The sequence below is a fragment of the Actinophytocola sp. genome (genome assembly GCF_036555685.1).
Lineage (GTDB): Bacteria > Actinomycetota > Actinomycetes > Mycobacteriales > Pseudonocardiaceae > Actinophytocola.
Window position 1 is genome coordinate 1 of the sequence record NZ_DATBKY010000234.1, and the last position, 21,865, is coordinate 21,865.

Below are 21,865 nucleotides of genomic sequence, written 5' to 3' on the forward strand. Positions count from 1 at the left end.
CACAACGCGGACCGGGCCTCGCCCAGCTGTGCCAGCATCCGGGCCGTCTCCTTCGAGTCGACCGCGGCCAGCAGCTGCGAGGCCTGCTCGAGTGCCTCGCGGGCCTGCGGCACCCGGCCGCCGGTCTCGTGCACTTCGGACAGCAGGATCAAGGTCTTGGCGAGCCACACGCACGAACCGAGGCTCGTGAACGTCTCCTTCGCCCGGGCCAGATGCGCCGCGGCCGCGTCGGTGTTCCCCCGTGTCACGGCGATCTCGCCGAGGGCGTGCAGGGCCTGGCCCTCGATCAGCCGGTCCCCCACGCGCTCGGCGATCGACACCGCGTGCGCGAGCGTCGCCTCGGCGGTGTCCAGCCTTCCCTCGCGCCGCCGGACGATGCCCAGCCCGTAGAGCGCGTGTGCCTCGCCGGTCCGGTCGCCGATGTCCCGGACCGTGCAGAGCACGTTGTGCAGAGCCTGCCTGGCCTGCAGCACCTGGCCGGTCTGCAGGTACAGCTCGGCGAACCGGCTGACCACCTGGGTCTCGCCACGGACGTAGTGCACCTGCCGGCACAGCGCCAGCGCCTGCGCGAGCATCCGCTCCGCCTCGTCGAAGTCGCCCTCGTCGATGCGGAACTTCGCGAGGCTGCGCAGGATGTTGGCCTCGCCGATGACGTCGCCGACCGCGCGCATCTTGGTGAGCGCGCCCTCGTACTTCGCGAGCATGGTGTCGAACCGGCCGCGCAGCCGGTCCACGAACGCGGCGTTGCGCAGCACCAGCGCCTGGCCGTGCTCGTTGCCGTCCGCCTCGAACCGCTCCAGCGCCGCCGCGAAGCAGTCCTCGGCCTCCTCGATGCGCTTCTGGGACATGTGCAGCGTGCCGAGCGAGTACAGCATCGCCGCGCAGCCGGTGCCGTTGCCGGCCCGCTCGCTGACCTTGAGCGCCAGCTCGGCCGTCTCCCGCCAGTCGTCCAGGTAGCCGCGGACCTCGAACAGGCTCACCGAGGTCAGCGCCAGGTCCCAGCACAGCTCGTCCATGCCGGCGGCGGCCGCCTGCCGGACCGCCGAGACCAGCGCGACGCGCTCGTTCTCCAGCCAGTCCATCGGGTTGTCGACGAGGTCCTCGTCCGGCCACTCGGCCACGTGCCGGCGCGGCGCGCTGCCATGCAGGATCGTGTAGTCGCCGCCGTACTCCATCCGGTGCGCCTTCTCGGCGAGCGCGAGCCAGCCGCCGAGCACCCGGCCGAGCGCGTCCTGCCGCTCGCCCTCGGTCTCCGTCTGCATCAGCTGCTCGAGGGCGTAGACCCGGATGAGGTCGTGGAAGCGGTAGCGCAGCTGCCGGTTCTGGCTCTGCACGGGGTCCAGCATCTGTGCGTCGACGAGCCGCTCGAGGAGGTCCTCGGCCTCGACCAGGTCGGTGTCCAGCAGCGCCGCGGCGGTCCAGCCGGGGAAGTCGGCGATCCGCAGCAGGGCGAGCAGCCGGAACAGCCGCTGCGTCTGCTCGGGCAGGCTGCGGTAGGTCAGCGCGATGCTGGACCGCAGCTCGAGGCCGCGGTGGCTCAGCTCGTCGAGCCGGCGGACCTCGTTCTTCAGCCGCCGGGCGAGCTCGCCGATCGGCCAGTGTGGCCGCGACGCCAGCCGCGCGCCGGCGATGCGCAGCGCGAGCGGCACGCCGCCGCAGTACTTCACGAGCTCGGCGGTGCACTCCGGCTCGGCCGCCAGCCGCCTGCCGCCGACGATCTTGGCCAGGAGCTCGGTCGACGTCTGGTCGTCGAACGCCTCCAGGCCCAGCCAGTGCGCGCCGGGCAGCCCGGACAGCCGGACGCGGCTGGTCACGATGACCGCGCAGCTCGGGCTGCCGGGCAGCAGCGGGATCACCTGCTCCTCGCTGGTCACCCCGTCGAGGACGAGCAGCAGCCGCCGGCTCGCCAGCCGGCTGCGGAACATCTCGGCCCGCTCGTCGGTGTCCTCGGGGATGGCCGGGCCGCTCACCCCGAGCGCGCGCAGGATCCGGGCGAGCAGGGCGGCCGCGGTGTCGACGCCGACCGAGCCCTGCAGGTCCACGTAGAGGTGGCCGTCGGGGAACTCGTCGCCGAGCTCGTGGGCGACGCGCAGCGCGAGGGTGGACTTGCCGATCCCGCCGCGGCCGGAGACACCGATGACCGGCACCGCGTACCGGGAGGTCTCCTGCTGCTCGGAGAGAACCCGGCGGATCTCGGCGATGTGGTCGGCGCGGCCGATGAAGTCGGCGATGCTCGTGGGCAGCTGGCGCGGGCTCGCCTGCCGCGGCTCGGCGTCCGCCGTCAGGCCCTTGTCGGCGGCCGGCAGGTCCAGCTGCGAGTCGCGGTTGAGCACCGCGCGCTCGAGGTCGCGCAGCTCCTGCCCGGGCTCGATGCCGACCTCGTCGATCAGGATCGCCCGCGCCTTGCGGCAGACCTCGAGCGCCTCGGCCTGGCGTCCGGACCGGTACAGCGCGAGCATCAGGAAGCCGTACAGCCGCTCCCGCAACGGATGCTCGACGCACAGCGCGCGCAGCTCGCCGCTGATCTCCTCGTGCCGGCCGAGCTCGAGGTCCAGCCGCAGCCGTTCCTCGATGGCGTTCAGCCGGGCGTCCTCGAGCAGCGCCGCGCCCTGCCGCACCAGGTTGCTCTGGATGCCGTCGAAGGCCGGGCCGCGCCAGAGGGCCAGCGCCGTGCGCAGCGTGGCGGCCGCGTCCTCGACCCGCCTGGCCGCGCCCTGCTCGTGTGCCTTGACGACGAGCTTGGCGAACTCCTCCGAGTCGAGGTCGGGCGCGGACAGGCTCAGCAGGTAACCCGAGGAGCGCGTCTTGATGGCGTCGACCATCCCGGCGTCGCCGAGAAGCTTGCGCAGTCCCGAGATGCAGCTCTGGATCTGCCCCCGCGCGGTCGACGGCGGGTCCTCGCCCCACGCCGCGTCCATCAGCTGCTCGACGGAGGTCACGCGGTTCGCCTTCAGGGCGAGCGTGGCCAGCACGATGTGCTCTCGTGGCCCGCCGATCTTGAACGATCGCCGGCCGGCTACGAGCTCAAGCGGGCCAAGGACCCGTAATCCCAACTGAGCCCCCTCCTTCGAGACCCCGCCAGCCGCGGCGTCGTCGCAGGGGCGGCCCCGCACTGGTGTGAATAGCACGCTAGCACGATTCGTTCACTTGAGAAGATCAAAACTTGCATTCCCGAAAGCGAAGCCACAGAGGACAGTGGTTGAAGAGTCAACCCAGATGGATACCGCAATTCGTTGCGGCGAAAAACAATTGGCCGTGCAGGTTGCCTACCACGAACATACCGCACGACCCATTTAGTCCACAATAGACAACCTGACGAGGAGCTGAACTCCCAGCTACGACCGCCTGCCGACCACCTGCCGACCACCGCAAACGCCTGTGCGCCAATAGTTGTCGCCGCAACCGCACCGCCGGCGCCGCCGGGTTCCCGGCTGGTCGCGGCACAGCCGCGACCAGCTCGGTGGCTACGGAGTCGTTGCGCCCGAACACAACCAGGCAGCCACGCTCTGTTCATCGTGCTCTGCTCATCGTCCAGTCCGACATCGTCGTCCCGTCCGAGGCTGTGTCCATGGTGACCGGCTCCGCACCGCGTCCCCGGCCCGCCCGCGCCCGCCCGCCCGCACCCGCCCACGCCGTCCGGCGGGGGAACCCGGTCGGCGTAGTTCGAGTGGCCCGAACAGCGCATCGGCACGCCCGTCCGGGGCGTCGCGCTCCCCGCCCGTCCATTGGTCACGCTCGGGTGCGGCCGGCGCGGCGTGGCGGCGTGGTGCTGCATTCTCACCGGAGAAATCACGGTATTTGCCGGTCAGCCGCTGGCAGCTAGTTGTCGGCAGGTATTCACCACTGCCGGATAAACGCGCCGCGTTGTTAACCTTGCGACGGCTTTTGAAACGCAGCGCAGGCGAATCGAAACTGCTGCGCACAGCCCTATGTTCCCATTCCGACCTAGGAGGTGACGCATTGCTGGAAGCAATCGAGCTCACCAAACGCTACGGATCGGTGCAGGCGCTCGACGGATTCAGCCTGCGCGTCGACGCCGGTGAAATTGTCGGGCTCGTCGGCCACAACGGCGCCGGCAAGACGACCTTCATCGAAATGGCCGCGGGCCTCGTCCGGCCGGACACCGGCACGATGCGCATCGACGGTGCCGAGGCCGGCCGTGCGCGCAACCGCATCGGCATCGCCCCGCAGCACATCGCGCTGTACCGGTGGACGACCGTGCGCGAGCACCTGGAGCTGTTCGGCGGGCTCGCCGGCATGGGCCGGGCCGAGCTGAGCACCGCGATCGACGAGCTGGTGGCGGCGCTGCGACTGGGCGAGTTCATCGACCGGCGGGCCGGGTTCCTCTCCGGCGGGCAGCAGCGGCGCACCCAGGCCGCGGCCGCCCTCATCCACCGGCCGGCCGTGCTGCTGCTGGACGAGCCCACCGCGGGCGCCGACCCGCAGACCCGGGAGGCGCTGCTGGACGTCGTCAAGCAGCGCGCGGGCGAGGGTGCGGCGGTCATCTACACGACCCACTACCTCCCCGAGCTGGCGGACCTGCAGGCGACCATCGCGGTGGCGCGCAGCGGCCGGATCATCGCCCGGGGCACCACGGCCGAGCTGCTCGACGGGCTGCCCGGCGAGGTGTGCGTGTCCTTCGGCGACGAGGAGATCCGCACCACGACCACGGACCCGACGACGACGCTGATCGAGCTGCTGAACCGGGCCGACCGGCCGGTGAAGGCGATCGACCTGCGCAACCCCTCACTCGACGATCTCTACCGGTCTCTGGCGGTTACCGATGTCCGTTGACGCGTCCCCCCGCTCGCCCCTCGCCTCCTCCGTCGCCACGGCGCACCGGATCGGCGTCCTGGTCCGGCACAACATCCGCTGGCGGCTGCGCGACCCGGGCCAGGTCATCAGCTACATCGTCCTGCCGATGATCATCATGCTCGTGTTCAAGCCGATCTACGTGCGCGCGTTCGACACCGGCTCGATGTCGGGGATCCTGCACGCCGTCACCGGCCCGCTGGTCATGTTCTCCGTCTTCACGCTGACCATCGTCGGCAACTCGATCCTGCTCGAGCGGGAGTGGCGTACCTGGGACCGGCTGCGTACCAGCTCGGCGTCGATCACCGAGCTGCTGCTCGGCAAGGTGGTGCCGGTCTTCGCGATCCTCCTGGTGCAGCAGCTGGTCCTGCTCGTGTACGGCTGCCTGGTGATCGGCCTGCCGTTCCCGCGCTCGGCCGGGCTGGTCGTGCTCGCGGTGGTGGTGTGGGTGTTCACGCTGATCGCGATCGGCGCCGCGATGGCCACGATCCTGCGCAGCCACTCCGAACTGGGCCTCGTGTCCGACCTCGGCGCGATCACCCTCAGCGCGGTCGGCGGCGCGCTCGTGCCGGTCGCGATCATGCCCGGCTGGGCACAGGTGGTCGCCCACTTCTCGCCCGGCTACTGGGCGCTCACGATGCTGCAGGCGGCCGTCCGCGGTGACGCGCTCGCCGCGTTCGGGCCGGCGCTCGTCCTGCTCGGGATCGGCTTCGCCGCAGGCGGTTTCGCGGTGTGGCGCATGGCTCGCGGCTGGGGCCGCAGCGACCTGCTCTGACCGTCGTCGACCTGGCGGCGAATCTGGCGGCAATTCTCGCGCAATTCTCGCGCAATTCTCGACCTGGAGGACACATGGCGGGCAGCGAGTACGACTCCGCGATCGCCCTGATCGGAATGTCGGGACGCTTTCCTGGCGCGGACAGCGTCGGAGAGCTGTGGCGCAACCTGCTCGCCGGCGTCAAGGGCCTGCGGGAGATCACCGACGAGGAGCTGGCCGACGCCGGGGTGGACCCGGGGCAGCTCGCCGACCCGAACTACGTCCGGGTGGGCGGCCCGCTCAAGCAGGTGGACATGTTCGACGCCGCCGTGTTCGGGTTCAGCCCGCGCGAGGCCGAGACGATGGAGCCGCAGCACCGGCTGTTCCTGGAGTGCTCGTGGGAGGCGCTGGAGGGCGCCGGCTACTGCCCCACGGACGTGCCGGGTCACGTCGGGGTGTTCGGCGGCAGCGGGTTCCCCCACTACATGATCCACAACGTCCGCAACGTGGCGACCGAGCCGGGCGGCGAGCTGCTGCTCGGTGTCGGCAACGAGCGCGACTCGCTGACCACCCTGGTCTCCTACAAGCTCGGCCTGCGCGGTCCCGGCGTGACCGTGCAGAGCTTCTGCTCCACCTCGCTCGTCGCCGTGCACCTGGCGTGCCAGAGCCTGCTGACCTACGACTGCGACATCGCGCTCGCGGGCGGCGCGTTCGTACCACTCCCCCAGCCGGCCGGCTACCTGTTCGAGCAGGGCGGCATCGTGTCCGACGACGGGCAGGTGCGCAGCTTCGACGCGAGCGCGGGCGGAACCGTGATGGGCAGCGGCGTCGGCGTGGTCGCGCTGAAGCGGATGTCCGAGGCGCTGGCCGACGGCGACGTGATCCACGCGGTCATCCTCGGCTCGGCGGCCAACAACGACGGCCGGCTGCGTGCCGGGTTCACCGCGCCCGGAGTGGACGGTCAGGCCGACGTGATCGAGACCGCGCTCAGCGTCGCGGGCGTCAAGCCGGACACCGTCGGCTACGTCGAGTGCCACGCGACCGGCACGATGCTCGGCGACTCGATCGAGCTCGCCGCGATGAACCGGGTCTTCACGCAGACACCGGAGACGCCGTGCGTGCTCGGCTCGCTCAAGCCCAGCATCGGCCACCTCGACCGCGCGTCCGGCGTGGCCGGGCTCATGCGTGCCGCGCTCGCGCTGGAGAACGAGACCCTGCCCGGCGTCCCGCACTACGAGTCGCCGAACCCGGCACTCGCCACCGCCGCGGACCGGTTCGCCGTGCGCACCGAGCACCAGCCCTGGCCCGCCGGACCGCACCCGCGCCGCGCCGGCGTCAGCTCGTTCGGGCTCGGCGGCACGAACGCGCACGTCGTCCTCGAGCAGGCACCGGCACCGGACGGCCGGCCGGCGCGCCCCGGCCCGTACCTGCTGACCTGGTCGGCCGCCGACGAGAAGGCACGCACCGAGCTCACCGAGCGGTTGCGCACGTACCTGACCGACAACCCCGGGGCCGACCTCGCGGACGTCTCCTACACGTTGCAGGTCTCCCGCGGCGGCTTCGCGCTCCGGCGCGCGGTGGTCTGCCGCGACCACGCGGACGCGGTCGCCGCGCTCGCCGACCCGCGGCGCTGGATCGACGGCACCACCACCAAGCGCAACCCGCAGGTCCGGCCGGCGCCCGGAGTTCCCGCCGCACTGGCCGAGCGGCTGACCGAGCTCGGCGTGCGGCTGACCGACGACGAGTCCGCGGCGCAGGTCGTCGCCGGGCCGGAGGGTGACACGCCGGCGGCCGAGTGGCTGCTCGCCACGCTCGCGCGGCTGTGGCAGGCCGGCTGCACGATCGACTGGGCCCGGCTGCACGACGGCGCCGGCCGGCGGGTCGAGCTGCCCACGTACCCGTGGCAGCGCCGCCGCTTCTGGGTCAAGGCCGACCTGACCACCGAGGCGCCCGCGCCGGCCGGCAAGAACTTCGACCGGGCACAGTGGACACACCTGCCGACGTGGCGCCGACGCCCGCTCCCATTATCCGATGTGGACGAACAGCTGCGCGCGGCCGGCCCGTGGCTGGTGTTCAGCGGCGACGAGCGCGGCGAGGCGATCGTGGCCCGGCTGCAGGAGGCAGGCGCCGAGGTCGCGGCCGTGCGCCCGGGCGAGGAGTTCGGCCAGGACGACATGGGCGACTTCACCGTCCGCGCCGGCGAGGCCGACGACCTCGCCGAGGTGGTGTACTCGCTGCTCGTCACCCCGCGCACGATCGTGCACGGCTTCAGCCTCGCGAGCCCAGAGGCCGGCAACACGGGCAGCGACACGGGCAGCGACACGGGCAGCGACACCGGCACCGACCCCATCGCCCACTTCGACGCCGAGCAGGACCGCGGCTTCTACTCCGCGCTCGGCCTGTCGCGGCACCTGCTCGACGACACCGGGGTCGCCCCGCCGATCGAGTTCGTCGTCCTCACGTCGGGCACCACCGGGCTGACCGGCGCCGAGGTGCGCCACCCGGAGCACGCGACGCTGGCCGCGGTCGGCGCGACGCTGTCGCAGGAGAACCCGCGGCTGCGGGCCCGGCACATCGACGCGGACGAGGTCCCGGCAGCCGGCGGAACAGCGGACGCCGGCGCGCTGCACCGGTTCGCCACCACGGTGCTCGCCGCGTCCGTGTGCCCGCACGAGGGCCCGGTGCTGGTGCGTGGCGGCGAGACCTGGCTGCGTGCCTACGACAAGTTCCCGCTCGAGGCGCCGACGGGTGCGCGGGCACCGTTCCGTCCGGACGACACCGTGCTGATCACCGGCGGGCTCGGCGACATCGGGCTGACGCTCGCGCGCCACCTGGCCGACCGCTACGGCTGCCGGCTCGTGCTGACCGGCCGCTCGCCGCTGCCGCCGCGCGCGGAGTGGGACGGCTTCCTCGCCGCGGTGCCCGACGGCGGTGAGCGCACCGCCCGGCACATCCGCAACATCCGCGACCTGGAGGAGCGCGGCGCGACCGTGCTCGCGATGTCCGCGGACGTGGCGGACGTGGCGCAGATGCGCGCGGTCGTCGACGCGGCGGTCGAGCGCTTCGGCGGCATCGACGTGGCGGTGCACGGCGCCGGCGTGCAGGACAGCCGGTTCTTCAACTTCGCGCACCTGCTCGACCGCGAGCAGTGCGACGCGCACCTGGCCGCCAAGATCCGCGGTTTCCACGTGCTGCAGGAGGTCCTGGCCGGACACTGCCCGGACCGGCGGATCACGCTGTCGTCGCTCGCGGCGGTGCTCGGCGGCATGACGCTCGCGCCGTACGCGGCCGCGAACGCCGGCCTCGACGCGTACCTCCGCGTCGCCCGCACGCGCGGCGAGGGCCGCTGGGTGACCGTCGACTGGGACACGTGGAACGTCGACGCCGAGCGGCTCGACACGCACGGGCCGACCGTGCACGACTTCGCCATGGTGCCCGAGGAGGCCGTCGACATCTTCGAGCGCACGCTCGCGGCCGGCGACCGGACCGGGCACATCGTGATCTCCACGGGTTCGCTCGAAGCACGCGTCGCGCAGTGGGTGATCGGCGACGTGACGGCGGGCGACGAGGCGTCCGACGCGGACGAACGGCACCCGCGGCCCAACCTGAACGTGGCGTTCGAGCCGCCGGCCGAGGGCACCGAGGCGACGCTCGCGGAGATCTGGTCGGCCGTGCTCGGGATCGAGCCGGTCGGCGCGGACGACAACTTCTTCGAGCTGGGCGGCCACTCGCTCGTCGCGATCAAGCTCACGACCCGGATCCGCAAGGCGATGCAGACGTCCATACCCGTCACCGCCCTGCTGGAGTACCCGACGGTGCGCCAGCTCGCGGCCCTGATCGAGGAAGGTGCCTGAGCCCATGAAACCGCCCGAGCACGTCCGGACCGCGCAGGCGTTCGTCCGCCGGGAGCTGATCGGCCAGGAGGCGTCGCTGGACTCCCTCGCCTCCCTCACCGATGCGCCGCTGCCGCTGTACTCGCGGTTCGCGGACACGGGCCTGGCGAACTGGTGGCTGCCTTCTTCGTACGGTGGCCTGGGGCTCGGTCTGACCGACAGCGTGCGGCTGGTGTCCGAGCTGGCCTACGGCGATGCCGGTGTGGCGTTCACGCTGTTCATCCCGGTGCTCACCACGAGCATGGTCAACTGGTACGCCTCCGACGAGCTCAAGGAGCGCTACCTCAAGCGAATGGTGGCGGAGAACGGGTTCTGCGCGACGCTCGGCAGCGAGCACGCGGCGGGCAGCGAGCTGGCCCGGATCACGACGACCGTGCGGCGCTCCGGGGACACGCTGGTCCTCAACGGACAGAAGGCGTTCTCGACGGACACGGACTTCGGCCAGTTCCTGGTGGTGATCGCCCGCGTCGAGGACGACCCGTCCGGGTTCCTGGCCGTGCTGGTGCCACGGGACACCCCGGGCATCACGATCGACAAGCGGTGGGACGTGATCGGCCTGCGCTCGTCGGCGACGTACCAGGTGACGCTGTCCGACTGCCGCGTGCCGGCCGCCAATGCCTTGCGCGGCAACGGCCTGCGGCTGCTGGAGGTCGGCCTGAACGCGAGCCGGATCCTGATCGCCACCACCGCGCTCGGCATCGCCCGGCGGGTGCGCGACCTGTGCATGGACTACGGGAAGACCAAGCAGGTCAAGGGTTCGCCGCTGGCGAGCAACCCGGTGTTCGCGGCGAAGCTCGGCCAGATGGAGATGCAGATCGACGTCATGGCGAACCAGTGCCTGGCCGCGGCGCGCGAGTACGACGAGATCGCCGCGCGCCCGGACGCCGGCGAGGAGTTCCTGCGCGTCGGCACGCTGAAGTCCGCGCTGACGACGAAGATGTTCTGCGGCCAGGCGGGCTGGGACATAGCGTCGGTGGGTTCGGAGATGTTCGGCGGCTTCGGCTACACGAACGAGTCGGTCATCGGCAAGCTCGTGCGCGACGTCCGCTACGTCTCGATCGTCGAGGGCGGCGACGACGTGCTGCGGGACCTGGTGTTCAGCCGCTACGTCGTCCCGGTGTCCAAGCGCTCGTAGCGCTCGCAGCTTCGGTTCCAGGCGGCCTACCGTCGTCGACCGCTCCAAGGCGTCGGTCGACGGCTGGCCGCGGGCCGCAGCGGTGCAAGGCAGCCGCGGCCACTGCATCGGCCTTGCCGCCGACGTCGCCCAGCTGAGTGCGGTTGTCACCTGCCTCGCCCCGAGCTGCTCACCAGGATCTCGCCTCGCCGGCGGCTGACCTGAGACGCCCGGGAAGGAACCCTGTCGAGCCGGAGCGGCTCACGCCCGCGAAGGCCCGCGCGGGTTTCGAACCTCCGCACAAAGGCCCTTCTCCAGCGGGTGCACCAACTCCACGACGTGTGACGTGTCCGGCACGGCATACAAACGCCCGACCCACCACAAAGCCACTGCGAACAGGTTGGAGATCAGGCCAAGCCTGGAACGAGAAAAGTGGCCAAAAGCATGCGGCCTCGAAATCGAGATTGGCGGCGCTCTACATCACCCAAACGTGTGTTCGAAAACCGTCGTGGTCGTGGGTAATATAGAGATATGGCCACCACCGGAGAACCCGACCAGGAACTCCCGGCCGCACTACTGGCGAAAATGACGACCTACCGCAAACTTTATGCCGACATCCTGGACGTGGTCGCCGAGATGGACCGGGCCGGAGTGGCGAACCGGGTCGGCTACCCGAGCCTGCCCGCGTTCCTGAGCCACCTGCTGCACCTGAACACGACCGATGCCGGCCGGATGGTGGCCCAATCCGCCCAGGTCACCCAGACCGTGACCCCCACCGGCCACGTCCGTCCCGCACCCTGCCCCACGGTGCGGCAGGTACTGCACAAAGGGCGAGCTGGACCCGCGGCATGTCGATGCCGTGCTCGGCACGCTGGATCGGTTGCCCGGGTGGGCCACCGTGGAACACCGCGAACTGCTCGAGTCGACCCTGGCCGAGACCGCACGTATCGAGACACCACGAACAGTGCGTGAGCACGGCCGCATCCTGCTCGACCGCATCGACCAGGACGGCCCCGCACCGCACGACGACCAGCCGGCCGAGACCGGGAACCTGCTGCGGTACCAGCCCCTACCCGGCGGGGGCATGCGCCTCCGCGGCCAACTCGACGCCGAAACCGCCGGCACCCTGCACGCGCTACTCGGCCCCCTCGCCAAACCCCAACCTCAACCCCGTGGCGAGGGGATACCGGACCCACGCACCCCCGAACAACGCGACGGCGACGGGCTCGCCGCGATCATCCACCTCGCCGCTACCAGCGGCCGCGCCCCCACCCGCGGCGGCGTGAAACCACACCTCACGGTAACCCTGGACTACCAGGTACTCGCCGAGCAGACCGGCACCGCCACTCTCGACGACGGCACCACCCTGCCCGCCGCCACCGCCCGCCGACTGGCCTGCGACGCCCACCTCATCCCCATCGTCCTCGGCACCAACAGCACGCCCCTCGATCTCGGACGGACACAGCGCCTCGTCCAGCCCCACCAACGCAACGCACTCATCACCCGCGACAAAGGCTGCGCATTCCCCACCTGCCACCTACCAGCACGCTGGACCGACGCACACCATCTGACGCACTGGGCCGACGGAGGCAAAACCAACCTCGACAACCTCGTACTGCTCTGCCGAACCCACCACCGGCTCATCCACCACGGCACCTGGTCAATACACATGCGGCGCGGAATCCCCTGGTTCACCCCACCACCCGAAATCGACCCAACCCGCCAACCACGCCGCAACATCCTCCGCCAATAAGAGAATCGCTCCAGGATCGGTGTTTCCGGCCCGGCACGCCACGCATGGGCCGGGTGGAATATGCACCGTGAATGACGGCTTCTGCTCGGCGGACCAGACGCGGAGCGGTTCTTCTCGTGACGAGATGCGCGGTGGTTTCGGACACCGCGGGCGAAGTCCGGATCGAGATGCCGCGGGATCCGGAACGTGTTCTTCGTCTACAACCGCAAGGCTCGCCACCGTTGCGGAATACGCGCCCGCTGGGCGGGAGCCGAGATCTACTGAGGTCAGGCTCGCCGAGCGACGGGACGAACTCCTTGCCCGGACGGTCAGGGGCGTCTCGGACTTCTCGCAATCGGGAGCCTGCGTTGTCAGGTCGGCCTCGACTTCTTGACGTCCCGGAACCGACTCGGGCCTGCTGCCCAAGGCGGTGCGGCGGATCGCCACGGCCGGCCAGCGCATCCGGGCGGCGGGCGGCGCGACCGGCACGCGTGCGTGACCGTTCCCGCGCGGCCGCGAAGCGGCCGCACCAGATCGCCTCGAAACTGCGGCTGCGGGCCGAAACGAGGCGCAGGCCCACTTTGGCCGAGATCGCGGTACAGGATGCGCAGCGGCTGCTGGTCAACGCCCAGCGCGCTGCGCCGCGCGCGGGCGGAGGCCGCCGAGCTGCGGGCGCATGTGAGCATGATCCCGCTGCTGGGCGGCGGCGCGGTCGCCTGGCCCGCGCGGCCAACGACCTCACCGAGCTGCTGGATGCCACCCGCCAGATCACTGCCCAGACCTGCCACCGCCTGGCCGGCATCACCCCAAACGGCGCCACCCGACGAGTCAGCCTGCACGACCCGGACGTCGGGCCGATCGCCAAGACCGACCGAGCAGGCCGATCGCGTTCGGCCACAAGGCCCATGTCGTGGACAACGACGACAACGTGCTGACCACACCGCCGAACCCCGGCAACCCAGCCGACGTACCCCCGGTTCGTCCCCGCCGTGGAGCGGGTCATCCACCGCATCGACCACACGCCGCGCACGTCACCGCCGACCGCGGCTACGGCGAGGAACGCGTCGAGGACGCGCACCGTCGTCATCCCCGCAAAGGCACTCCCGGCAAGACCCGACAAGCCGTCGAAACACCGGCGGGCGTTCCGCCGCACGGTGAAAATGGCGAACCGGCAGCGAAGGCCGGATGACCACCCGCGTCGAGGACGCGGCTACGGCTGGGAACGCACCTGACCCACAACCTGATCAAGATCAGCAGCCCTGGCGGCTAATCACTGCGCCGCGAGAACGGTGGCCCCGCCGGCGTCGTGACCGCGTCCCGGAAACGGAGACCGCGGTCTGGCCGGGACGACGCCGGCGGGGACCGAACGACCAGCTCGCCGTCATGCGGCGATGCCGCTCGGGCCTCTCGAGGTGTGGCGCACCAGGGCCCCGCAGTCGGCGATCCACACCAGCGCGCTGTCCACCCGGGTGCCGCACACGCCCAGGCGGAACCGGGCCACCGGGGTGTCGCTGAAGCGGGTCAGGCCGCCGCCGATCACCTCGATGTGGACGCCGAAGCGATGGGCCGCCTCCGGTAGCAGGGCGCCCACCGCGGCGAAGCCGACGAGGACCACGTCCACCACGCGGTCGTGCGCGGCCGTGTCGCGCGGCGAGAGTGGACGCAGGGACGGGAGCAGGGCGTCCGCCACGAGGCTGTCCGGGTCGGTGGCCACGTCCAGCAGGCTGCCGCAGTCCACCACCCGCCCCTGCGCGAGGATCGCCACGTGGTCGGAGATCCGGCCGGCCACCGACGGGTCACCCGTCGCCAGGACGACCGTCGCGCCGAGCTCGCCGCGGGCGCGGTCCAGCGCGGCCAGCACGCCGTTCGCGGACTCGGCGTCCAGGCCCCGGGTCGGCTCGTCGGCGACCAGCACCGCCGGCTCCATCACCAGGGTCTGGGCGATCGTGAGCCGGCGGCGCTGACCCGGCGACAGCGTCCCCGGGTCGGCGCTCGCGAGGCCGGTCAGCCCGATCAGGTCCAGCAGCATGCCGACCCTGCGCCGCCGCATCGTCGTGTCCGCACCGGACCGCTCGAGCGGCGCCGCGACGTTGCCGGCGACGGTCCGGCCCGGCAGCAGCTCGTCCTGCGCCGGCACCAGACCGATGTCACGGCGGGCCTGCCGCAGGCGGTCCTGCGGCAGCGCCGTCGTGTTCAACCCGTCCAGCCACACGCTCCCGCTGTCCGGCCGGTCCCGCAGGGCCAGCACGCGCGCGAGCGTCGACTTGCCGGCCCCGGCCGCGCCGACCACACCGGTGACGCCGCCGGCCGGCAGGTCCAGCGACACCCCGTCCAGGGCGGCGCGGCCGTCGAACAACTTCTTGAGGTTCTTCGCCGTGATCATGTTTCCACCCAGGGCCGCGGTTTCACCCAAGGACGCAGGGCCTCCGCGAGGTACTTGTGGGTCACGCCGGCCTGGTCGAACACCGCGAAGTGCCCGCCGGCGAACGTGTGCAGCTCGAACGGGCCCGTCGTCTGCTCGCCCCACGCCGCCTGCGTCTCGTGGCTCGCCCGCGGGTCCGCGGTGCTCGACAGGACGGTCAGCGGGATCGACAGCGGCGGCTCGGCGCCATAGGTGTAGGTCTCCTTGACGCTGAAGTCGGCGCGCACGGCCGGCAGGAACAGCTCCAGTGTGGACGGATCGGCCAGCAGCCACTCCGGTGTCCCGCCCAGCCGGCGCAGCATCCGCACCAGCTCGGGCTGGGCCATGTTCCGCACCGGCGGGCCGTCGTCGAACCGCCGGTGCGGCGCGACGCACCCGGACACGATCAGGTGCACGGGCTCGGGCGCCTCCCGGCGGCGGATCTCCCGGGCGAGCTCGAATGCCACGAGGGCACCCAGGCTGTGCCCGTACACCGCGTACGGGCGGTCGCCCGCCTCGGCGAGCACCACCGTCGCGAGATCGGTCACCAGCGGCGCGATGTGCTGGTACGGCGCGTCCCGGAAGCGGGCCTCCCGGCCGGGGGGCTGCACCGGAAGCACGGCCACCCCAGCCACCTTGCCCTGCCAGGGCCGGTACGCGGACGCACCGGCCCCGGCGTGCGGGAGGCAGAACAGCGGCAGCGCGTCGTCACCCGTCCGGTCCCGCAACGGCAGCCAGCGGCTCAGTGTCTCCAGCATGGCCACCTCACTCGATGTGTAACTGGACGTAGGGCGGCGGGGGCTGCACCTCGCCGAGGTCGGCCTGCAGCACCACGTGGTCGCCGTTCCGGGACGCCTCGCGGAAGCCCGCGAACGCGTACGTCACCTGCATCATGCGGTTGCGGCCGGTCTCCACGAAGTCGGCCTGCACGGCGACACCGGCCGCCGCGGCCAGGCGCAGGATGTGGTTCAGCAGCACCATGCCGACGCCCCGGGACATGACCCGGCAGGACATCAGCAACATGCGCAGCTTCCACACCTGCGCGCCCTTCTCCACCAGTGCAAGGCCGATCTTGCCGTAGCTGCCGAACTTGTCGGTCAGCGACGCCACCAGGAGCAGGTGGTCGTCCGACTCGCGCAGTTCGTCGAGCTCCTCGTAAGAGTAGGTACGACCGGTGGAGTTCAGCTGGTTCGTGCGAACCGTCAGCTCCTCCGCCCGCTGCAGGTCCTCGCGGCGGGCCGGCGCGATCGTGAACGACATCCCGAGGCTGGCGAGGAACTCGTCACCCGTGCCGACGAAGTCCTTCTCCAGCGAGTCCCGCGCGATCTGGCCCTGGTACATCACCCGCCGCTGTGCCGACTCGTCGGTCACGAAGCGGGGGATGAACTCCTCGCGGGCCAGCGCCGTGTCGAGCTCGAGGACGTCCACGCAGGTCACGTCGGGCACGACGTGGTGCACCTCCGCGCGCTCGAACTCCTGGTCGTCGACGAAGGCGAACGCGTCGAGGCCGAGGTTTAGCGCCTTGGCGATCCGCTGGATCGACTCGGACTTGGCATTCCAGTTGATCTGCGGGAACAGGAACAGGTCGGCCACGCCCAGCTCGGTCAGCTTCGCCACGGCGGTCTCGTGGTCGTTCTTGCTGGCGATCGAGTGGAGCACGCCCATCTTGTCCAACCGCTTGATGTGCGCCACCACCGCGGGCCGCACGGCGACGGCCCCGTCCTCGAGCAGCACGCCGTCCCACAGCGTGTTGTCGAGGTCCCAGACGATGCACTTGATCCGGCCCCGCTTCGGCTTCTCGGGCAGCACCGCCACCCCGCCGGCGAGGTCGTTGCCGGTGTCTCTGTCAACACTCACCGCGCCTAATGGTTCGCTCGCAAGCTCGCTCACTGCTTCATCTCCCGGTACGCCTCTCCAGCGATCGTGATTCGCTGTATCTCGTTGCTGCCTTCGATGATCTCCATGACCTTGGCGTCGCGGTACAGCCGCGCCACCGGGTACTCTGAGCCGAAACCGTTGGCGCCGTGGATCTGTACCGCCTCGGACGCGTGCCGGGCGGCGGCGGTGGAGGCGAAGTACTTCGCCACCCAGGTCGCCATGATCGTCGACGCCTCGCCCGCGTCCTTGAGCCGGCCGGCCTCCGCGCACAGCATCCGCGCCGCCCGGACGTCGGTGACCATGTCGGACACCTTCGCCTGGATCAGCGGCAGATCCCGCAACAGCACGCCGCCGACCTTGCGTTCGGACGCGTACGCCGCGCACGCGTCCAGGCAGGCCTGGATGATGCCGACCGAGCCCGTGGCCACGCTGTAGCGGCCGAGGTCGAGCGTTCCGGTCAACACCATGCCGGCGGTGAACCCGCTCGGCCCGAGCAGGGCGTGCTCGTCGAGGACGACGTCGTTGAACGTCAGCTCGGCGAGCATGGACGCGCGGGTGCCGAGGATCTCCGAGATCGGCCGCACCTGCACGCCCGGGGTCGACCGGGGCACCAGGAACGCGCCGATGCTGTTGGCCGTCCTGGCGAACACCAGGTACAGGTCCGCCCGCTGGCCGTTGGTGATCCACTTCTTGCGGCCGTTGAGCACCCAGCCGCCGCCTTCGGCCTCGACCGCCGCCGTGCGGATCCCCGCCGCGTCGCTGCCGGCGTCCGGTTCGGACAGGCAGAACGCGCCGAGCGTCTCGCCGGCCGCCAGCGCGCCGGCCCACCGTTCCAGTTGGACCGGCGTGCCCCAGCGCTGCAACGCCCACGACACCATGGTGTGCACGGTGAGCAGGCTTCGGACCGACGAGCAGCCGCGACCCACTTCCTCGTGGATCTCGCCGAGGGTCACCATGTCCACCCCGGCGCCGCCGATGTCGGCCGGCAGGAACGGAGCCCACAGCCCGGCCGCGGACATCCGTTCCAGCAACGCCTCCGGCAGCCGGCCCTTCTGCTCGAAATCGTTCGCACCGGGCGCGACGTAGGTGTCGACGAACGCGCGCGCGGTGGCGCGGTCGCGGACCTCCTCGACGTCCGGTGGGACAAGCATCGGGCTAGCCATGGTCACCCCTGGGCGACAGCGGCGGAGGACAGGCGGTCGACCAGCTCGGCCATCGAGTCGGCGGACCGGAAGTTGTCGATCCGCAGCTCGTTGTTGGGGATCGTGACACCGAAGGTCTTCTCCACGAACATGACGAGCTCCATCGCGAACAGCGAGTTGACGAAGCCCAGCTGGAAGATGTCCTGTGACTCGGTGATCTCCACCTGTGGGTAACGACCCCGCACGAAGGCGAGAACCTGGTCCTTCACGGTGTCTGACATGAGTGAATCTCCTCTTGTGGGTGGTGGAACTACTTGCCGCCGGTCGCGGCCGGACTGCCGCCGGCCCCGCTCGTGCCGTCGTAGTCGTAGAAGCCGCGACCGGACTTGCGTCCGGTGAAGCCGGCCTCGGTCATCTGCTTGAGCAGCGGGCACGGGCGGTACTTGGGGTCCGCGTAGTGCTCGTGGATCACCTCGATGCTGTCCAGCACGGTGTCGACGCCGATCAGGTCGGCCGTCTCGAGTGGACCCATCGGGTGCCCGAAGCAGCTGCGGAACACCTCGTCGACGGCCTCGGCCGAGGCGACGCCCTCGTACACCAGGTACGCGGCCTCGTTCATGAAGACGTGCGAGATCCGGTTCGAGATGAACCCGCAGGAGTCCTTGACGTCGATGGCCTTCTTGCCCATCGCACCCAGCAGGTCGCGGGTGCGCCGGACGGTCTCCTCGGACGTGTGGTAGCCCGGGATCAGCTCGACCGCGGGCTTCGCCGGCACCGGGTTCATGAAGTGCACGCCGACGACCCGGTCGGGGCGGCTCGTGACCGCGCCGACCTTCGTGATCGGGATCGCCGAGGTGTTGACGACGAACACGGTCTCCGGCTGGCAGGCCGCGTCGAGCGCCTCGTACACCTCCCGCTTGACGTCCCAGTTCTCGGTGACGTTCTCGATCACGATGTCCGCCTTGGCCACCGTGTCCGCGCCGACCCCGGTGCTGATGCGGGACAGGATCTCGTCCGCGTCGAGCGCCGGGCCGCCCATCATGCGGCTCATCCGGCAGTTGCGCCTGATGGTCGCCAGGGCGTCGGTGAGGATCGCCTCGTCGATGTCGACCAGGACCACGTCGTGGCCGGTCTGGGCCAGGTTCTGGGCGACTCCGACACCCATTACCCCGGCGCCGACAACGCCGATAGTCGCCATCTTGCCTCCGTTCTCTCGTTGTTGTCCGCCGGGCTAGCGCCGGCGCCTGCGGGCGGCCGCGGTCTCCAGACCGGACCGGCGCATCTGTGCGCGCAGCTGGCTGTCGCCGTCCTCTTCGGACTTGGCACCGACCGGGCCGCCGTTCTGCGCGGCCTCGATGAGCACCCCGAGCGAGGACACGGTCGGCGCCTCGTACAGGACGTGGGGTGGCAGCTCGTCGAGGCCGAACTCCTTGCGCAGCGCGGCGACGATGTTCACGCCGAGCAGCGAGTTGCCGCCGAGCTCGAAGAAGTTGTCTCCCGCGCCGACCTGCTCGAGCCGCAGCGACTCGCACCAGATCGCCGCGATGGTCTCCTCCATCGGGCCGGAGGGCTCCTGGAACAGCGTCGCCAGCTCCGGCCGCGGGTGCCTTGCCCCGCCGCCCTCGGCGAGAGCGGACGAGGTCACCGCGGCCAGCGTGAACTGCGAGCTGAACCGGACCATCGTGTTGAAGTCCTGAGTGGACACCACGACTCGCGGCTCGCCGCAGGACAGCGCCCGCAGCAGCGACCGCCAGCCCTCCTCGAACCCGATGCCGATGCGCGCCCGGTTGTCCTCCAGGAAGCCCTGCAGGGTGTCGGAGTAGCCCTCCAGGCCCTCCGCCCAGGCGTTCCACAGCCACTCGCCCCAGTCCACCGACACGACGTTGCGGCCGGTGGCCGCGAGCTGGTAGGCGTAGCTGTCGAGGAACGCGTTGGCCGCGCAGTAGTCGACCTGGCCGGGGCCGCCGCCGGTGGCGGAGGTGATCGAGGAGAACAGGACCAGGAAGTCCAGCTCCACCTCGCCCGGCCCGCCGATCCCCAGCGCCTCGGCGATCGCCAGCGTTCCGCCGACCTTCGGCGCCAGCACCTGGCCCAGCTCCCCGGGCTGCTTGAACTGCATGAGCCCCATGCCGGGCAGGCCGGCCGCGTGCAGCACGCCGTGCAGCGCACCGAACCGGGCCTCGGCGGCCTCGACCGCCCACCGGACGTCCTCGGCCCTGCTCACGTCGCCGGTGACGATCTCCACCTCCGCGCCGAGCTCGAGCAGCGCGGACACCTGGGTGACCCGCCGCTTGAGCTTCTCGTCGGCCGGCTGCGTGCCGGTCACGATCGCGGGCCACGTCTCGCGGTCCGGCAGCCCGGTGCGGCCGAACAGGACCAGCTTGGCCCGGCACGCCTTGGCGAGCTGCTCGGCCATGGCGAGGCCGATGCCACCCAGGCCACCGGTGATCAGGTAGACACCACCGTCGCGAAGGACGTCACCGTCCACAACGGATGGTGCGGCCATCGTCTGGTACTCCGGCACCCAGCGCCGGCCATGGCGCAGCGCGACGACGCGGTCGTCGTACGGGCCGGCCAGCTCGGCCACCAGGGCCTTGACGGTGCGGGCGGTCGGCCCGGCGCCGGTGCAGTCGTCGGTGCGGTCGTCGGTGCGGTCGTCGGTGCAGTCGTCGGTGCAGTCGTCGATGTCGACCAGGCGCGCGGTCACCGTCGGGTACTCCAGCGGGATCACCAGCGCGGGCCCGGCGAGCGTGGCGCCGTGCGGGTTGCTCACGTCGTCGGCCAGCACCTGCTGGGCACCCGCCGACACGACGTCCAGCGACCAGTCCTCGATGCCGAGCTCACCGGCTGCCCTGGCCAGCGCGACCAGCGTGTTGAGACCGTGCGTGACGGTCGCCTCGCCGGCCGGCACGCCGAGCGTCCACAGGTGTGTCACCCGCTCGACCGGCGTGCCCGCGGCCCGCAGGTCGCGCAGCAGCGACAGGCTGTCGGAGAGGCTGCCCGGGCGCACGGTGTACCCGTCCGGACCGGCCGCGTACGCCTCGCCCGGGCGGACCGGGGTCAGCGTGCCGCCCTCGGGCAGCAGCGTGCGGCGTATCTCGCCGGCGATCCGGTCCGCGACACCCTCGGTCGTGAAGACCAGCCACGAGCCGGGCTGTTCCGCGTTCTTCGCCCGCGCGGCCGTCTGGCCCCACACCGGCAGGTGCAGCCACTGCTCCTCGGCCAGCTTCGGCAGGTTCGCCAACGTCTCCAGGGTCGCCTCGCCTGCCACCCCGGCCGCCCCGTTGCCGAGGCCGGCCGACGCGGACCGGTCCGGCGGGTCGATCCAGTAGCGCTGCCGCTGGAACGGGTAGGTGGGCAGCGGGATCCGGTTCGGCACCAGCGCGGGGTCGGTGACGACCGCGCCGGCATCGCGGTTCTGATACGTCGTCCAGTCCAGCTCGACGCCGCACAGCCACAGGCGGGCGAGGCAGTCCGCGAACGCCGCGTCGTCCGGTCGCGAGTCGCTGCCCGCGGGCAGGGTCGACAGGATCAGCGGCCACCGCTCCGGCGTGGCGCCCGCGCCGCGGATCATCGCGCCGAGCGACTGCCCCGGCCCGATCTCCACGATCGCGAGCTCCTCGTCCGCGAGCAGCGTCGAGATCGCGGTGCCGAACTGGACGGTCTGGCACATGTGCCGCGCCCAGTACGCCGGGTTCGTCGCCTGCTCGGTGGTGATCCTCGTGCCCGTGACGTTGGAGATGTACGGGATCTGCGGGGCGTTCAGCGTGACGTTGGCCCGCACCCACTCGGTGAGCTGGTCGCCGACGCCCTCGAGCATCCGGCTGTGGAACGCGTGCGTGGTCTGCAGTGGACGGTGCGGCACCTCGCCCGCGGTCAGCTCCGCGGTGAAGGACTCCATCGCGTCCGCCGGCCCGGCGACCACGGTCACCTGCGGGCCGTTGACCGCGGCGATGTCCAGGCCCCGCTTGCCGAGCTTGTACCGGCGCAGCTGGTCGGGGGTGAGCGACACCGCGACCATGACGCCGCCGGGCAGCTCCCCGATCAACTTGGCGCGGTACGCCACCAGCGCCATCGCGTCCGCCGGCGAGAGCACACCCGCCAGACACGCCGCCACGTACTCACCCAGGCTGTAACCC

At 71.3% G+C, this 21,865-nt stretch carries 13 protein-coding genes and 2 pseudogenes; 7 read left to right on the top strand and 8 right to left on the bottom strand.

Annotated features, from left to right (window positions below; genetic code table 11):
- On the bottom strand, positions 1-3,053 hold a 3,053-nt coding region (locus tag VH969_RS22680; RefSeq protein ID WP_331977448.1), incomplete at its 3' end, for an AfsR/SARP family transcriptional regulator.
- Positions 3,054-3,960: 907 nt separating this feature from the next.
- Here VH969_RS22680 and VH969_RS22685 point away from each other — a divergent pair.
- From VH969_RS22685 to VH969_RS22715, 7 genes and pseudogenes are all read left to right on the top strand, one after another.
- Positions 3,961-4,794: an ABC transporter ATP-binding protein gene (locus VH969_RS22685; protein ID WP_331977450.1), complete on the top strand. Its 834-nt coding sequence runs from the start codon at positions 3,961-3,963 to the stop codon at positions 4,792-4,794.
- On the top strand, positions 4,784-5,587 hold the full coding sequence (locus VH969_RS22690; RefSeq protein ID WP_331977452.1) for an ABC transporter permease: 804 nt from the start codon (positions 4,784-4,786) through the stop codon (positions 5,585-5,587). The genes VH969_RS22685 and VH969_RS22690 overlap by 11 nt, the downstream gene beginning before the upstream one ends.
- A 74-nt stretch (positions 5,588-5,661) precedes the next feature.
- The gene (locus VH969_RS22695; RefSeq protein WP_331977454.1) at positions 5,662-9,420 is read left to right on the top strand and encodes an SDR family NAD(P)-dependent oxidoreductase; all 3,759 of its coding nucleotides are present in this window, start codon (positions 5,662-5,664) and stop codon (positions 9,418-9,420) included.
- Positions 9,421-9,424: 4 nt separating this feature from the next.
- A complete protein-coding gene (locus VH969_RS22700; protein ID WP_331977456.1) occupies positions 9,425-10,594 on the top strand; it encodes an acyl-CoA dehydrogenase family protein in 1,170 nt (389 codons plus the stop codon).
- Positions 10,595-11,384: 790 nt separating this feature from the next.
- Positions 11,385-12,071, top strand: a pseudogene (locus VH969_RS22705) (DUF222 domain-containing protein); the annotation flags it as partial.
- Positions 12,072-12,326, top strand: a complete 255-nt coding sequence (locus VH969_RS22710; protein WP_331977472.1) for an HNH endonuclease signature motif containing protein — start codon at positions 12,072-12,074, stop codon at positions 12,324-12,326.
- A gap of 382 nt (positions 12,327-12,708) precedes the next feature.
- Positions 12,709-13,534: pseudogene (locus tag VH969_RS22715) on the top strand (ISNCY family transposase); the annotation flags it as partial.
- Positions 13,535-13,686: 152 nt separating this feature from the next.
- On the opposite strand, the gene VH969_RS22720 reads toward VH969_RS22715, so the two are convergent.
- The 7 genes from VH969_RS22720 to VH969_RS22750 form a co-directional block, all read right to left on the bottom strand.
- Complete coding sequence (locus VH969_RS22720; protein ID WP_331977458.1) at positions 13,687-14,688, bottom strand: methionine ABC transporter ATP-binding protein; 1,002 nt, start codon at positions 14,686-14,688, stop codon at positions 13,687-13,689.
- Positions 14,685-15,464, bottom strand: a complete 780-nt coding sequence (locus VH969_RS22725) for a thioesterase II family protein (RefSeq protein WP_331977460.1) — start codon at positions 15,462-15,464, stop codon at positions 14,685-14,687. The genes VH969_RS22720 and VH969_RS22725 overlap by 4 nt, the downstream gene beginning before the upstream one ends.
- Before the next feature lie 7 nt (positions 15,465-15,471).
- Positions 15,472-16,563, bottom strand: coding sequence for an HAD-IIIC family phosphatase (locus VH969_RS22730; protein ID WP_331977462.1), 1,092 nt, complete (start codon positions 16,561-16,563; stop codon positions 15,472-15,474).
- A 29-nt stretch (positions 16,564-16,592) separates the two neighbouring features.
- A complete protein-coding gene (locus VH969_RS22735; RefSeq protein WP_331977464.1) occupies positions 16,593-17,747 on the bottom strand; it encodes an acyl-CoA dehydrogenase family protein in 1,155 nt (384 codons plus the stop codon).
- Between the two features lie 2 nt (positions 17,748-17,749).
- Positions 17,750-18,007 carry an acyl carrier protein gene (locus VH969_RS22740; protein WP_331977466.1) on the bottom strand — a complete coding sequence of 86 codons (258 nt, stop codon included), beginning with the start codon at positions 18,005-18,007 and terminating at the stop codon, positions 17,750-17,752.
- A gap of 29 nt (positions 18,008-18,036) precedes the next feature.
- A complete protein-coding gene (locus VH969_RS22745; RefSeq protein ID WP_331977468.1) occupies positions 18,037-18,924 on the bottom strand; it encodes a 3-hydroxyacyl-CoA dehydrogenase family protein in 888 nt (295 codons plus the stop codon).
- A gap of 33 nt (positions 18,925-18,957) precedes the next feature.
- Positions 18,958-21,865 (bottom strand): KR domain-containing protein (locus VH969_RS22750; protein WP_331977470.1); only part of this gene is annotated, 2,908 nt, incomplete at its 5' end.

What these genes read in the sequence shown, in the direction of transcription:
- VH969_RS22695 (WP_331977454.1), top strand. Translation starts at nt 5,662, where the DNA reads ATGGCGGGCAGCGAGTACGACTCCGCGATCGCCCTGATCGGAATGTCG.
- VH969_RS22745 (WP_331977468.1), bottom strand. Translation starts at nt 18,924, where the DNA reads ATGGCGACTATCGGCGTTGTCGGCGCCGGGGTAATGGGTGTCGGAGTC.
- VH969_RS22735 (WP_331977464.1), bottom strand. Translation starts at nt 17,747, where the DNA reads ATGGCTAGCCCGATGCTTGTCCCACCGGACGTCGAGGAGGTCCGCGAC.
- VH969_RS22700 (WP_331977456.1), top strand. Translation starts at nt 9,425, where the DNA reads ATGAAACCGCCCGAGCACGTCCGGACCGCGCAGGCGTTCGTCCGCCGG.
- VH969_RS22725 (WP_331977460.1), bottom strand. Translation starts at nt 15,464, where the DNA reads ATGCTGGAGACACTGAGCCGCTGGCTGCCGTTGCGGGACCGGACGGGT.
- VH969_RS22690 (WP_331977452.1), top strand. Translation starts at nt 4,784, where the DNA reads ATGTCCGTTGACGCGTCCCCCCGCTCGCCCCTCGCCTCCTCCGTCGCC.
- VH969_RS22720 (WP_331977458.1), bottom strand. Translation starts at nt 14,688, where the DNA reads ATGATCACGGCGAAGAACCTCAAGAAGTTGTTCGACGGCCGCGCCGCC.
- VH969_RS22740 (WP_331977466.1), bottom strand. Translation starts at nt 18,007, where the DNA reads ATGTCAGACACCGTGAAGGACCAGGTTCTCGCCTTCGTGCGGGGTCGT.